At 69.3% G+C, this 12995-nt stretch carries 9 protein-coding genes; 5 read left to right on the top strand and 4 right to left on the bottom strand.

Annotation, left to right across the window (positions count from 1 at the left end):
* Window positions 1-98: 98 nt before the first annotated feature.
* Window positions 99-1859: a DUF885 family protein gene (locus ASC95_RS03420; RefSeq protein ID WP_057296355.1), complete on the bottom strand. Its 1761-nt coding sequence runs from the start codon at window positions 1857-1859 to the stop codon at window positions 99-101.
* 383 nt (window positions 1860-2242) lie between these two features.
* Between ASC95_RS03420 and mfd the strand changes: the two genes are divergently transcribed.
* Together mfd and ASC95_RS03410 are read left to right on the top strand one after the other, a co-directional pair.
* A complete protein-coding gene (gene mfd / locus ASC95_RS03415) occupies window positions 2243-5698 on the top strand; it encodes a transcription-repair coupling factor (RefSeq protein WP_057296354.1) in 3456 nt (1151 codons plus the stop codon).
* 61 nt (window positions 5699-5759) lie between these two features.
* On the top strand, window positions 5760-6311 hold the full coding sequence (locus tag ASC95_RS03410; RefSeq protein WP_057296353.1) for a PEP-CTERM sorting domain-containing protein: 552 nt from the start codon (window positions 5760-5762) through the stop codon (window positions 6309-6311).
* Here ASC95_RS03410 and ASC95_RS03405 read toward each other — a convergent pair.
* Both ASC95_RS03405 and ASC95_RS03400 read right to left on the bottom strand, forming a co-directional pair.
* Window positions 6295-9225, bottom strand: coding sequence for an ATP-binding protein (locus ASC95_RS03405; RefSeq protein ID WP_057296352.1), 2931 nt, complete (start codon window positions 9223-9225; stop codon window positions 6295-6297). The genes ASC95_RS03410 and ASC95_RS03405 overlap by 17 nt on opposite strands.
* 13 nt (window positions 9226-9238) lie before the next feature.
* Window positions 9239-10012, bottom strand: coding sequence for a PEP-CTERM sorting domain-containing protein (locus tag ASC95_RS03400; protein WP_082567451.1), 774 nt, complete (start codon window positions 10010-10012; stop codon window positions 9239-9241).
* A gap of 134 nt (window positions 10013-10146) precedes the next feature.
* Between ASC95_RS03400 and ASC95_RS03395 the strand changes: the two genes are divergently transcribed.
* Genes ASC95_RS03395 through ASC95_RS03385 form a run of 3 tightly spaced genes read left to right on the top strand, consistent with a single transcriptional unit; the run spans window position 10147 to window position 12164 of the window.
* Window positions 10147-10686, top strand: coding sequence for a PEP-CTERM sorting domain-containing protein (locus tag ASC95_RS03395; protein WP_057296350.1), 540 nt, complete (start codon window positions 10147-10149; stop codon window positions 10684-10686).
* Between the two features lie 48 nt (window positions 10687-10734).
* Complete coding sequence (gene serB, locus ASC95_RS03390; protein WP_057296349.1) at window positions 10735-11445, top strand: phosphoserine phosphatase SerB; 711 nt, start codon at window positions 10735-10737, stop codon at window positions 11443-11445.
* Window positions 11442-12164: an ABC transporter substrate-binding protein gene (locus ASC95_RS03385; RefSeq protein ID WP_057296348.1), complete on the top strand. Its 723-nt coding sequence runs from the start codon at window positions 11442-11444 to the stop codon at window positions 12162-12164. The genes serB and ASC95_RS03385 overlap by 4 nt, the downstream gene beginning before the upstream one ends.
* On the opposite strand, the gene ASC95_RS03380 is transcribed toward ASC95_RS03385, so the two are convergent.
* The gene (locus ASC95_RS03380) at window positions 12165-12995 is read right to left on the bottom strand and encodes a PEP-CTERM sorting domain-containing protein (protein ID WP_057296347.1); all 831 of its coding nucleotides are present in this window, start codon (window positions 12993-12995) and stop codon (window positions 12165-12167) included.

Below are 12995 nucleotides of genomic sequence, written 5' to 3'. Positions count from 1 at the left end.
CGCCAGGGTGACGCGCGATCAACACCCTCGCCGTTTCGGCGGATTTCCGCCAGGCAAGGCGCGATGCGGCCGCCGCCGGCGGAGATCCGCCGCCGCGCTCAGCGCTGCTTGGCGACCCACTCCATGACCAACTCGCGCAGCACCGGCAGCGGCACCTGGCCGGCGGTCAGCACGACGCGGTGGAAGCCCTTGACGTCGAACTTCGGGCCCAGCGCCTGGGTCGCCTCGGCACGCAGCTTGGTGATCTCCAGCTGGCCGATCTTGTAGCCCAGCGCCTGGCCGGGCCAGACGATGTAACGCTCGACCTCGGAGACGACATCGCTCTCGGCCATGGAGGAGTTGTCCAGCATGAACTTGATGGCCCGCTCCCGCGTCCAGCCCTTGGCATGCAGGCCGGTGTCTACCACCAGGCGCATGGCGCGCAGTTGCTCGTCCGACAGACGGCCGTACCACTGATAGGGGTCGGTGAAGAGGCCCAGCTCCTTGCCCAAGCTCTCCGAATACAGCGCCCAGCCTTCCACATAAGCCGTGTAGTTGCTGCCGAAGCGTCGGAAGGCCGGCAGCGTCGTGTCTTCCTGGGCGATGGATATCTGGAAATGGTGGCCGGGCGAGGCTTCGTGCAGGGACAGGGTCTCCATGCCGAAGATGGGCTGGGCCTTCAGGTTGAAGGTGTTGACGTAGAACACGCCCGGCCGCGAGCCGTCGGTCGTGCCGTTCTGGTAGGACGCGCCGGCCGCGCTCTCGGCGCGGAAGGCCTCGACCTCCTTGACCTCGTAGTCGGCCTTGGGCTGGATGTCGAAGAGCTTGGGCGTCAGGCCGTTGATCTTCTTCTGCAGATCGCGGTAGCCGTTGAGCAGGTCCTCGGGCTTGCTGAAGTAGAACCTGGGGTCGTCCTGCAGGTACTTGAAAAAGCCTTTCAGGTCGCCCTGGAAGCCGACCTGCTTTCGCACGCTCTCCATCTCGCCGAGGATGCGCGCGACCTCCTTCAGGCCAATGGCATGGATCTGGTCGGGTGTCAGCTTCAGCGTCGTGGACTGCTGCACACGGTGGGCATACCAGGCCTTGCCGTCGGGCAGGGCCGACCAGCCCGTGCTGGCGCGCGCCTTGGGCATGTACTCGTCGCGCACAAAAGCCAGCAGGCGGGCATAGGCGGGCAGCACCCCCGTCGACAGCAGCTTGCGCATCTCGGCCGTGATGCGCTCGCGGTCGGCGGCGGGCACAGCCTCGGGGAAGTTCTTGATCGGCCCCCAGAACAAGCTCTTCTCGGGGTCGGTCACGGCCAGGGCCGTCAACTGCGGCAACACCTTTTCCATGACCGCGCGCGGCTGGGTCACACCGGCCTTCAGGCCATCACGCATGTTCGCGATGCTGCCGTCGAACAAGGGCACCGCCAGCGCCAGGCGCTTGAGCCAGTCGTCGTAGTCCTTGGTCGTCTTGAAGGGCTGGATGGATTGGCCCGTACCCATCTGTGCCAGGAAGCTGGGCAAGCCGCCAATCTGGCTGATGGGCTGCATCCAGTCCGGGAAGCGCTCGCCAGCCAGGTTCTGCTCCAGGTCGAGCTTGAGGATGCTGTAGGAGACGCGGTCCTTGGATTCCAGCTTGGCTTTGCTGAAGCTGGCCAGGTCCTTCAACTGTGCCTGCAACTCGCGCTTGGCCTGGGCACGGTAAGCCGCGGTCGTGGTGTCGACGAGGCGGTCGTTGTAGCGTGGGTCGCCGAGCGAGGTGGCGAGGATGGGCTGGCGCTGCAGCGTCAGTTCCCACTGGGCATCCAACCACTGATGGAAGCGTTCGCTCTCAGAAGGGGCGGCCCAGGCGGGCAGGCTGGCGACAAGCAGGCTCAGGGCAAGGCGACGACGCATGAGGTCTCCAGTTTCGAAGTGGCGCGATGCTAGCCATAGACCTGCTGACAGCCAAAGGGCATGGCTTCCCTACAATTTGGCCGAGCCCCGCCTTTGCGGGGCTGTTGTCGTTTGTGGGGCCTGTTGGCACTACGGGGATCGGGTGCGTTGCCACTCAAAAGCCCGCGAGCAAGGCGCGAAACGAAGCTGGGGTCGTCCCCAGCGAGGCTTCGCAACGCCGCGCGCGGGTTTTTGAGTGACAACCCTTCGGGAGAGGATCTGCGCGGGCGCATGGCGTTGTTGCGCGCCTGGCCTGGGCATGAGCCCAGGCGGCGCCGCACGCCTAGCCCTGCATCCGCGCAGACCCTCTCGCACCGATTCCCGTAGTGCCAACAGGCCCCCCGATGACTCTGCCCTCGCTGCCCGTCGTTCAACCCGGCAAGAAGTTCACCCACCCCCGCCCCGTCGGCTCGGCCGACGCCTTGCTGCTTGCACGCTTCGTGCGGCAGCAGCGCGACGCCGGGCGCCTGGCCGCCATCTTCACCGCCGAGCCGGGCGACACCCAGCGGCTGGAAGACGAGCTGAAGTTCTTCGCCCCCGAGCTCAAGGTCGCCGTCTTCCCCGACTGGGAGACCCTGCCTTACGACAGCTTCAGCCCCCACCAGGACCTGATCTCCGAGCGCCTGGCGACGCTGTGGGAACTGCTGCAAAGCAAAAAGACGAAAAGCATTGATGTGGTGCTGATGCCGGCGTCGACTGCCCTCACCCGCCTCGCGCCGCCCAGTTTTCTGGCCGGCACCACCTTCAACTTCAGGCAAAAGCAACGGCTCGACGAAGCCTCGCTACGCTCGCAGTTGACGCTGGCTGGATACACGAACGTCAGCCAGGTCGTGCAGCCGGGCGAGTACGCCGTGCGCGGCGGCCTGATCGACCTCTTCCCCATGGGCTCGGCCGTGCCCTACCGCGTCGACCTGTTCGGCGACGAGGTCGATTCCATCCGCACCTTCGACCCCGACAGCCAGCGCAGCCTCTACCCCGTGCCCGACGTGCGCCTGCTGCCCGGGCGCGAGTTCCCGATGGACGAGGCGGCACGCAAGAAGTTCCGCGAGCGCTGGCGCGAGAAGATGGACGGCGACCCGAGCAAGGCGCGCATCTACCGCGACATCGGCGAAGGCATCGCCTCGGGCGGCATCGAGTACTACCTGCCGGTGTTCTTCGAGCAGACGGCCACGGTCTTCGACTATCTCGGTGGCGAGGCCGGCCTGGCCCTGCACGGCGAGGTCGACGAAGCCATCCAGCGCTTCTGGACCGACACCAGGGAACGCCACCGCTTCCTGCAGCACGACCCCGAGCGGCCGCTGCTGCCGCCGGCCGAGATCTTCCTGACGACCGAGGACTTCTTCGGCCTGACCAAGCCGCATGCGGTGCTGTCGGTGCGTGGCACCGAGCCGGTGGACTTCGCGCGGCCGCTGCCCGACATCAGCGTCGAGCGCGGCGTGCAGGAACCGCTGGCCCGCCTGGCCGCCCACCTGAAGGCGACGCCGCATCGCGTGCTGTTGCTGGCCGAGAGCGAAGGCCGCCGCGAGAGCCTGCTGGAGCAGCTGCGCGACAGCAAGATCGAACCGCCCTCGGTCAAGGACCTGGCCGAGTTCCAGGCCAGCGATGAGAAGTACGCGATCACCGCCGCACCGCTGGCCACGGGCTTCTTCTGGAACGACGCGCAGCAGCCAGTTCAGCTCTTCACCGAGACCGAGCTGTTCGCGACGATGCCGACGACACGGCGCCGGCGCAAGCAGGAGCAGGTCAGCGACGTCAATGCGCTGATCAAGGACCTGTCCGAGCTGAAGGTGGGCGACCCCGTCGTGCACATCAACCATGGCATCGGGCGCTACCAGGGCCTGGTCAATATCGACGTGGGCGACGGCAGCTCGGAATTCCTGCACCTGGAGTACGCCGACAAGGCGACGCTGTATGTGCCGGTGGCCCAGCTGCACCTGATCGGCCGCTACACCGGCGTGTCGGCCGAGGAAGCGCCGCTGCACAAGCTCGGCTCGGGCCAGTGGGAAAAGGCCAAGCGCAAGGCCGCCGAGCAGGTGCGCGACACCGCCGCCGAGCTGCTCAACCTTTACGCCCGCCGCGCTGCGCGAGAAGGCCATGCGTTCAGGTACTCCGGCCACGACTACGAGGCCTTTGCCGCCTCGTTCGGCTTCGAGGAGACGCCCGACCAACGCGCCGCCATCCACGCCGTCATCCAGGACATGATTTCGCCCAAGCCTATGGACCGCCTGGTCTGCGGCGACGTCGGCTTCGGCAAGACCGAGGTGGCCCTGCGCGCGGCCTTCGTGGCCGTCATGGGCGGCAAGCAGGTCGCCATCCTGGCACCGACGACGCTGCTGGCCGAGCAGCATTACCAGAACATCGTCGACCGCTTCGGCGCCTGGCCGGTCAAGGTGGCGGAGATGAGCCGCTTCCGCTCGGCCAAGGAGATCAAGGCGGCGATGGAGGGCATTGCCGACGGCACGCTGGACATCGTCGTCGGCACGCACAAGCTGCTGTCCGCCGAGGTCAAGTTCAACCGCCTGGGCCTGCTCGTCATCGACGAGGAGCACCGTTTCGGCGTGCGCCACAAGGAGGCCATGAAGGCCATGCGCGCCGAGGTCGACGTGCTGACGCTGACGGCCACACCCATCCCGCGCACCCTGGGCATGGCGCTGGAAGGCCTGCGCGACCTGTCGGTCATCGCCACCGCGCCGCAGCGCCGCCTGGCCATCAAGACCTTCGTGCGAGCCGAGAGCAGCGGCACCATCCGCGAGGCCGTGCTGCGGGAGTTGAAGCGCGGCGGCCAGGTCTACTTCCTGCACAACGAGGTCGAGACCATCGAGAACCGGCGCCAGAAGCTCGAGGAGCTGGTGCCCGAGGCGCGCATCGTCATCGCCCACGGCCAGATGCCCGAGCGCGAGCTGGAGCGCGTCATGCGCGAGTTCGTCGCCGGCAAGCACAACCTGCTGCTGTGCTCGACCATCATCGAGACCGGCATCGACGTGCCGAGCGCCAACACCATCATCATTGCCCGTGCCGACAAGTTCGGCCTGGCCCAGCTGCACCAGCTGCGCGGCCGCGTCGGCCGCAGTCACCACCAGGCCTATGCCTACCTGATGGTGCCGGACATGCAGGGCCTGACCAAGCAGGCCCTGCAGCGCCTGGACGCCATCCAGGCCATGGAGGAACTCGGCTCGGGCTTCTATCTCGCCATGCACGACCTGGAGATCCGCGGCGCCGGCGAGATGCTGGGCGAGCACCAGAGCGGCAACATGATGGAGGTGGGCTTCCAGCTCTACAACGACATGCTCAGCGAAGCCGTGCGGTCGTTGAAGGCCGGCCGCGAGCCCGACTTGCTGTCGCCCTTTGCCGCCACCACCGAGATCAACCTGCACGCGCCCGCCCTGCTGCCCGATGCCTATTGCGGCGACGTGCAGGTGCGCCTGTCCCTCTACAAGCGCCTGGCCACGGCCGAGAAGAACGAGCAGATCGACGCGATGTTGGAGGAAATCACCGACCGCTTCGGCAAGCTGCCCACGCAGGGCCAGACGCTGTTCGACACCCACCGCCTGCGCGTGCTGGCCAAGCCCTACGGCGTCAGCAAGATCGACGCGGCACCGACGTTGATCAACATCAACTTCCGCCCCAACCCGCCCATCGACCCGATGCGCGTCATCGAGCTGGTGCAGAAGAACCGCAACATCAAGCTGGTCGGCAACGAGAAGCTGCGGATTGAAAAAATGCTCAGCAGCCCACAGGACCGCGCTCAGGCGGTGAGAGAGGTTTTGCGGTTACTTGGGCAACCTTTGAAGCAAAGCTAGGGATCCGAAGGGGGCCGGGCGGCTGCCTAGACTGCGCCGCCCATTCCTCCTGGAGACCCACATGATGAAGTTGCTCGCAGCGGCCGCCCTGCTGCCGACCTTGGCCAGCGCGTCGGGCCTGCTCGATTCGACGGTGAACGTGCATTACCACGTGGTCAACGGGCCGCAGACGGAAAACACGCTGGACAAGGTGATGGTGACCGCTGGCACCGAGCTGAGCTGCTCCGGCGGTGCGAACTACTGCGGCGTGCTGTCGTCGGCACAGAGCCTGGACATCAGCGACAACGCCATCCGCTTCTCCTACGGTGCCAGCGGGGCCGACTTCCTCGACGTCAAGCAGAACCGCTTCCAGTTCACATCGCTCTACGGCGATGACACGGCGATCCAGGGCGTGACGGTCGCCACCAACATCTCCGGCCTGGACGCTTCGCGCGTCAGCTTCGGCGCGCACGAGCTGAAGGTGGACATGCGCGGCCTGCACGCAGGCGCGGACGCCTACTTCCAGATCAATCTGGTGGCGGCCCCGGTGCCCGAGCCGGCCAGCGCTGCCCTGCTGCTCGGTGGCCTGGCCTTGTTCGCGGTGCGGCGCGGACGGCTCAGCCGGCCGCGCTGAGGCCAGCCCCGGCCGGCGCGGCCAGGTCTTGCAGCGCTGCATCGGCGCGCCGCAGCAGCTCGGCAAAGCCGCGGCGCTGCGACAGCTCCACCGCCTCCAGCAGCAGCGGCCGGGCCTCGGGCGTCGGCAGCCTGCCGGCCTGCAGCAGCAGGCCCTCGGCCAACGGCTCCAGCAGGCCGGCGTCGCGTGCAACCGCCACCTGGCGCGCCGCCGCGGCCGCATCGCCGGCCAGCAGGTCCAGCCGCGCGAGGCGGATCAACAGCAGCGGGTGCTGGCTGCGCGGCAGCAGCCCGCGCACGCGCTCGGCCAACGCAGGGTCGGGCGCCAATCCCCGTGCCTCGCGCAGCAGGCCGCGCAGCCAGGCCAGGTGCGACACGCGCAGAGGATCGCGGCTGCCGGCCAGAAGCGGCTCGGCGAGGGCCAGGTCGCCCTCGGCGAGATCGAGGCAGCCGCTCTGCCAATACAGCCTCGCGCGCCGCGTCAGCGCCTCGGCCTCGAACAGCGCCGAGCCCTGGGCACGACCCAGTTCCAGCGCGCGATCCAGCACGCCGCGCGCTTCGCCGTAGCGACCGGCGCTGGTCAGCGTGAGGCCCAGCATCAGCAGCGACAAGGTCTCCGTGTGCGCCACGCCCTGCCAACTCAGCAGGCTGCGCCGCGCCATCTGCTCGGCACGCTCCAGCTCGCCCAGCGCCTGCAGCATGACCCCGAGGTCGCTCTCGATGGTCAGGCCGCGGCAGAAGTCGGGGTGGTGCTCCAGCAGCAACTCGAAGGCATCGCGCGCGGCCCGCACCTGGCCGCCGAACCAATGGATCTGGCCTTCGTAGCTCAGCAGCGAGGGTCGCGCCGGTGCGAGTTGCCGCAATTGGCCCAGCAATGCCCAGGCGGCCGGAATGTCGGACTCTCGCATGGCCAGCTCGATGAGCACCTCGCAGGCATTGCAGCGCTCGGCCAGCGCCAGGCGCGGCAACAGCGGGCGCAGGCGATCGGCCAATGCTGCCGCGTGTGCCAGGTCACCGGAGAACACGGCGTTGTCGACCAGGCCGGACAGCGCCTGCCCCTCGATCTGCTCACGTTGCGCCGGGTCCGCCACCGCACCGACCAGCTCCAGCACCTGCTGCAGCGCCTGGCGACCGGCAGGCAGGTCATGCAGCAGCGCGCATTCGGCCAGGCTCAGCCGCGCCTGCAATGCCAGGGCTGGCTCGCGTGACTCGGTGGCGATGCGCTGCCACAGCGCCTCAGCTTCGTCGTAGCGGCCGCGCAGCTTCTGCTGGGCCGCGCCACGGTGCAGCCAGGCCAGCGCCGTCTGCGCCTCGCCGGCGGCCTCCCACAGCGCCGCGACGGCCAGGGGTTCGGCGGCCCCTTCGGCACGAGCGCCCAAGGCCAGCGCGCCGCGCTGGCGCAGCGACTGCGCTTCGAAGGCCGGCAGCACGGCAAGAACCGCCTCGCGCACCAGGTCGTGGCGGCATTGCAAGGCGCCGTCCGGCTCCTCGCGCAACAGCGCGGCCTGCAGGGCCTGCCGCGCCGCGGGCAGCAGCTCCGCATCGGGCACGGCGGCGACGGCGCCCAGCACCGCCAGCGGCAACGGCCGCGCCAGCACGGCCGCGGCGCCGATGAGGCCGTGGGCCGCGGGGCTCAGGGCCTGCCAGCGCCGCAGCAGCAACTCGGACACGCGCGGCGACACGGCCAGCCCTTCGGCCCGCGCCCGCAGCAGCTCGCCCAGCACGAAGGCATTGCCGTGGCTGGCCGCCAGCAGCACGGGCGCGTCGGCAGCGCTCTGGCCGGCGCGGTCCAGCAGTTGCTCGACGGCCTCCAGCGCCAGTCCCGGCAAGGCCAGGCAGCGCAGATCCTGCTGCCGGGCCAGCCATTGACGATGTTCGGGCGCCAGCTCCTCACCCCGGGCGGCGGCGCGCCAGCGCAGCCGGCCGCGGTGGCTCAACAGGGCCAACAGCTCTAGGCTGGCCGCGTCCACCCATTGCAGATCGTCGACCAGCAGCACCGGGCCCAGGGCCTCCAGCACACGCGCCAGCGCTTCCAGCAGGCGGGCGCGCGCGCTCAGCGCGTCCAGCGGCGGCAGGGCTTCGTCGACGGCCAATTCCGGCAGCAGCCGCGCCAGGTCCAGTCGGTAGGCGGCCAGGCCGCGCTCGGGTTGGCGCAGCAGCGCGCGCAGCGTGTCCAGGCGCGGCAGCAGCAGCTCGACGACGGGGCGGTAAGGCATCTGCGCCAGCCCCTCGCGGCCCTGCAGCAGCGGCGCGCCCGGGAAAGCCGCCTTCAGCACGCTGGTCTTGCCCACGCCGGCCTCGCCCATCAGCACCAGGGCCGGTGCAGTGTCGCGGCGGACCTGGCCCAGCCAGTCGGCCCGGCCGCACAGCACCTCGTCGGCCGCCGGCACTGGCGCCCCGCCCTGTTCCAGCAGCGCCCGCAACGGCGCCTGCCAGGCGGCGCTGCCGGCGCGCCGCAGCGCACGGGCGGCGGCGTCGTCCCAGCGGCGCTGCAGCACGGCGCCATGTTCGTCGGCCCAACACCAGAACTCGTCGAAGCCGGAAAACCGGAAGCCCTGCAGCCAGCCCGCGGCCGGTCGCGCCAGCAGTTCGGCGCCATCGGCCTCGGCGCAGGCCATCTCCAGCAGCGCCAGATCGTGGGGCAGTTGCAGGCAGACGCGCTGGCGCTCGGCCACCAGCGCATCTGACTGGCCGAAGCCCGCCAGCAGCTGGCGCAGGCGATGCAGGTTGATGCGCAAATGGTGGCGGGCCTGCTCGCGCTCGGCATCCGGCCAGAACAGCGCGGCGAGCTGGCCGCGCTCCACCCATTGGCCTGCGCAGGCCAGGTGGATCAGCAGGCAACCCGGCAACGTGGCGGGCAGCGGTGTTTCGGCGGCACCGGCCTGCCAGGCCGGCACTCCGAGCAGCTTGAGCATGCCGCAGTGTGCTTCAGGCCTGACGTCGGCGCAGCAGGGTCAGGCCCAGGCCCGCCATCAGCAACATCCAGGTCGAGGGCTCCGGCACTGGCGCGGCCATCGGCGTCAGCGTGGCCGAGAAGTTGTCCAGGCTGAGGAAGGCGCTGCCGCCGGTGCAGCCGTTGACGCTGTTGCAACTGGTGCCGAGCGTGTAGCGGAAGCCCACGTAGATCGGCAGGGCGCCGGCGCTGAAGTCGGGGCGCTGCGCCGATCCGGCCACCGGCGGCACCCAGTCGGCGGCCACGGCCGCGAAGGACCACTGCTGCGACAGGTAGTCGGGCTGGATCATGGCCTTGCCGGTCACCAGGTCGCTGCCGACGACGGTGTAGGTCACGCCGTTCTGCATCAGCGCCGGGCGGATGCTGCCGAGCGTGTCGAAGGCAAAGCTGCTGGACAGCCCGCGGACGTCGGCGCTGAATTCCAGCCTCTGCAGCGCGCCGGACTGCGCCGGGTCGTAGGCCAGCGCCGTATAGAAGGCGCCCAGCCGGTTCATCGAGCTGGACAGGCCGGGGCTGCTCGGCGTGACGTAGCTGATCACCCAATGCGAGCCCGGGTTGCCCAGGTTGGCGTCGATGACCATGTTGGCATCCGCCGGCCCGTCGTCGGTGATCTGGAGCACGCTCCAGTCGGCGGCGTGGAAGTCGCCGACCTGCAGGCTCAAGCCCGCGGCGGCGGCGTGCGGGTTGAGCGCCAGCATCAGGGCGGCTGCGGCGATGCTGGCAAGCAAGGGTGACATAAGGCGTGACATGGCGAGAGCTCCGCGTAACAGGTAAATGAACTCTGCGCCGCCAGCGTCTCTGGATCGTCTCAATGCGCAAGCTAGGGGCTGCAGGCGCCGAAGGCGCTCCCTAGACTGCGCCGTCCACCGACTGGAGTTCCGCCATGAAGAATCTGGCCCTTGCGATGCTTTCCCTGCTGCCCGCCCTGGCCGGCGCCGCAGGCCTGATGGGCACCACGGCCGAGGTGCGCTACGACTTCGACAACGGCACGACCGCCCTGCACACGCTGGACAGCGTCCTCGTCGACGGCAGCGTCGAGCTGAGCTGCCCCGGTGCCGCGCAGATCTGCCAGGTGCTGACCGCGCCGACGCAGACGCTGGACTTCGTCACCGGCGGCATCCGCTACGACTATGTCGGCCCCGGCAGCGGCTTCGACAACATCGCCGTCAACCGCTTCAATTTCGGCCTGCTGGCCAATGGCCCGGCCATCACCAACGTGCTCCTGACGACCAACATCGCCGGCCTGGACGCGTCGCGGCTGAGCTTCTCGGCCCACACCGTGCTGCTGGACATGCACGGCCTGGCGATCAGCAACCTGGCCTATTTCCAGCTCGACGTCGAGACCGCCCCGGTGCCCGAGCCGGCCAGCGCGGCCCTGCTGCTCGGTGGCCTGGCGCTGCTGGCCGCCCGGCGCCGCGCTTGAGCGCACCGGGATAATGCGGGCATCGATGGCCCGCACTCTCCCGACCCCGTGACCTCCCCTGCTTCCGACGGCCTTGTCCTGCGCGACGGCCCCGCACTGCCGCCGCTGTCCCATTTCAAGCTCGCCGCCTTCGACATGGACTCGACGCTGATCAGCATCGAGTGCATCGACGAGATCGCCGCGCTGGCCGGCAAGGGCGAGCAGGTCGCCGCCATCACCGAGGCCGCGATGCGCGGCGAGATCACCGACTTCAAGGACAGCCTGCGCCGCCGCCTGGCGATCCTGGCGGGTGTGCCGGCCGGCGTGCTGGACCGCGTGCTGGCCGAGCGGCTGACGTTCAATCCGGGAGCGCGCGAGCTGTGCGCGGCGCTCAAAGCTGCCGGTCTCAAGCTCGTGCTCGTCTCCGGCGGCTTCACCTTCTTCACGCGCTTTGTCGCGGCGGAGCTCGGCATGGACTTCGTGCGCAGCAACGAGCTGGAGATCGAGGGCGGCGCCCTCACCGGCCGCGTCGTCATGCAGGACTGGGGCGACATCTGCGATGGCGAGCAGAAGCGGCTGATGCTGCTGCGGTGCTGCGAGCGCATCGGTTGCACGCCGGACCAGGCGATCGCCGTGGGCGACGGTGCCAACGACCTGCCGATGATGGGAGCGGCCGGCCTGTCGGTGGCTTACCACGCCAAGCCCAAGGTGCGCGAGCAGGCCCGCATCGCCATCAACCAGGGCGGCCTGGAACGGCTGCTGGAGCTGGTCACGCCGTGAGGCGACTGGCGACGCTGCTGTCCACCGTGCTCATGGGCACGGCGGCGGCGCAGTCGCTGCCGCCGCTGCGTTTTGTCGCGGCCACCAACAACGCCCTGCCCATCGCCGAATTCGATGCCAGCGAGCATCTCGTCGGCGGCATGGTCAAGGACCTGGGCGAACTGATCGCCGCCGGCCTGGACCGGCCGGTCAGCTTCGTGCCGATGCCCGCCAAGCGCGTCAGCGCCGCGCTGCTGGCGGGCGAGGCCGATGCGGTGTGCTTCGTGCTGCCGGAATGGCTGCAGGGCGACTTCCGATGGACGCGCGGCCTCATCCCGGACGCCAGCCTCGTCGCCGCGCATGCCGACGCGCCAGCGCTCAAGACGCTGGAGCAGCTCGCCGGCCAGCCCCTGGGCACGGTGCAGGGCTACAGCTACCCGCGGGCGGAACAGGCGCTGGGCAAGTGGTTCAGGCGCAGCGACGTGCCCAGCATGGCAGCCAACCTGCGGCGGTTGGCCGCGGGCAAGGTGCGGTATGCGCTGGTGGAGAAAACCTCGCTGCAGTTCTTCCTGCACGAGCAGCCGAATGCGCCGGTGCGCATCGCCTGGGTCATCCACCAATTCGATGCGCGTTGTGCCTTCTCGCCGCGCTCGGGCGTGCCCTTCGCCGAGCTGGCCTCGGTGCTGGACCGCCTCGTCAGCGACGGCAGCGTGGAGCGGGTGCTCGCACGCTACCGCTGATCAGCCCCGCAGGCGCCGGCGCGCCAAGCCACCCATGACGGCCAGCCCGGCCAGCATCAACGCGTAGCTCTCGGGCTCGGGCACGGCCGTGACGGCCAGCACGTCGGCGACGATGGGCGTCGAGTTGGATCCGGCGATGGTCGTCCAGTTGGCGTTCACGGCCAGGGCTGACTTCAGTTGCGCCATCGAGCTGAAAGGCGCGTCGTTGGTCGTGACCTGCGCCGTGAACTGCGTGTAGCGCGTCGCCGTCGCGGCGTCGACCTTGTACTCGCGCAGTTGGATGCCGGAAAGGCCGGTCGCGGCAGTGGGATTGTCGGACGAGGTGTAGGTGCCGCGGTTGGAAAGTGCGCCCAGGAAGGTGATGGCCGAGGCCTGGTAGTTCGTCGCATAGGACGCCGCCTGGAAGGCGTAGAGGATGTCGCCGCCGCTGGAGATGTTTGACGCGCCGCCGTTCAGGTTGACGACCACGCCGTTGGCAGTGCCGCCGGCCGCGCCGGACTTGGCCGCGTACTGGCCGTTGACGCCCGTGCCCAGCAGCGCCACCGACGTACCTGCATTCACCTTGGCGCTGGCCGTCCAGGACCAGAAGGTCTCTGCCGTCGTCGAGAACACGCCGGCGGCCGGCGTCGTCTGCAGCACGTTGGTGTCGGTGAAGTAGATCGTCGTGCCCGCGGCGATGTCGACGAAGCTGACGAAGGACCAGCCGCCGACCGTCGTGTTGCCGTTCACGCCGGTGAAGGCGAATTGGGTGTTGGTCAGCGAAGTGCTCGCAGCCTGGACGGTGCCGATGGAAGCGGCGGCCAGGGCGATCAGGGTCAGGGGCTTGTTCAT

The sequence above is a fragment of the Pelomonas sp. Root1217 genome, assembly GCF_001425705.1.
Taxonomy (GTDB): Bacteria; Pseudomonadota; Gammaproteobacteria; order Burkholderiales; family Burkholderiaceae_C; genus Pelomonas.
The sequence above is the reverse complement of the archived record's forward strand: the minus strand, read 5'-3'. Positions and strand labels throughout refer to the sequence as shown.

What these genes read in the sequence shown, in the direction of transcription:
- ASC95_RS03420 (WP_057296355.1), bottom strand. Translation starts at nt 1,859, where the DNA reads ATGCGTCGTCGCCTTGCCCTGAGCCTGCTTGTCGCCAGCCTGCCCGCC.
- mfd (WP_057296354.1), top strand. Translation starts at nt 2,243, where the DNA reads ATGACTCTGCCCTCGCTGCCCGTCGTTCAACCCGGCAAGAAGTTCACC.
- ASC95_RS03410 (WP_057296353.1), top strand. Translation starts at nt 5,760, where the DNA reads ATGATGAAGTTGCTCGCAGCGGCCGCCCTGCTGCCGACCTTGGCCAGC.
- ASC95_RS03405 (WP_057296352.1), bottom strand. Translation starts at nt 9,225, where the DNA reads ATGCTCAAGCTGCTCGGAGTGCCGGCCTGGCAGGCCGGTGCCGCCGAA.
- ASC95_RS03400 (WP_082567451.1), bottom strand. Translation starts at nt 10,012, where the DNA reads ATGTCACGCCTTATGTCACCCTTGCTTGCCAGCATCGCCGCAGCCGCC.
- ASC95_RS03395 (WP_057296350.1), top strand. Translation starts at nt 10,147, where the DNA reads ATGAAGAATCTGGCCCTTGCGATGCTTTCCCTGCTGCCCGCCCTGGCC.
- ASC95_RS03380 (WP_057296347.1), bottom strand. Translation starts at nt 12,995, where the DNA reads ATGAACAAGCCCCTGACCCTGATCGCCCTGGCCGCCGCTTCCATCGGC.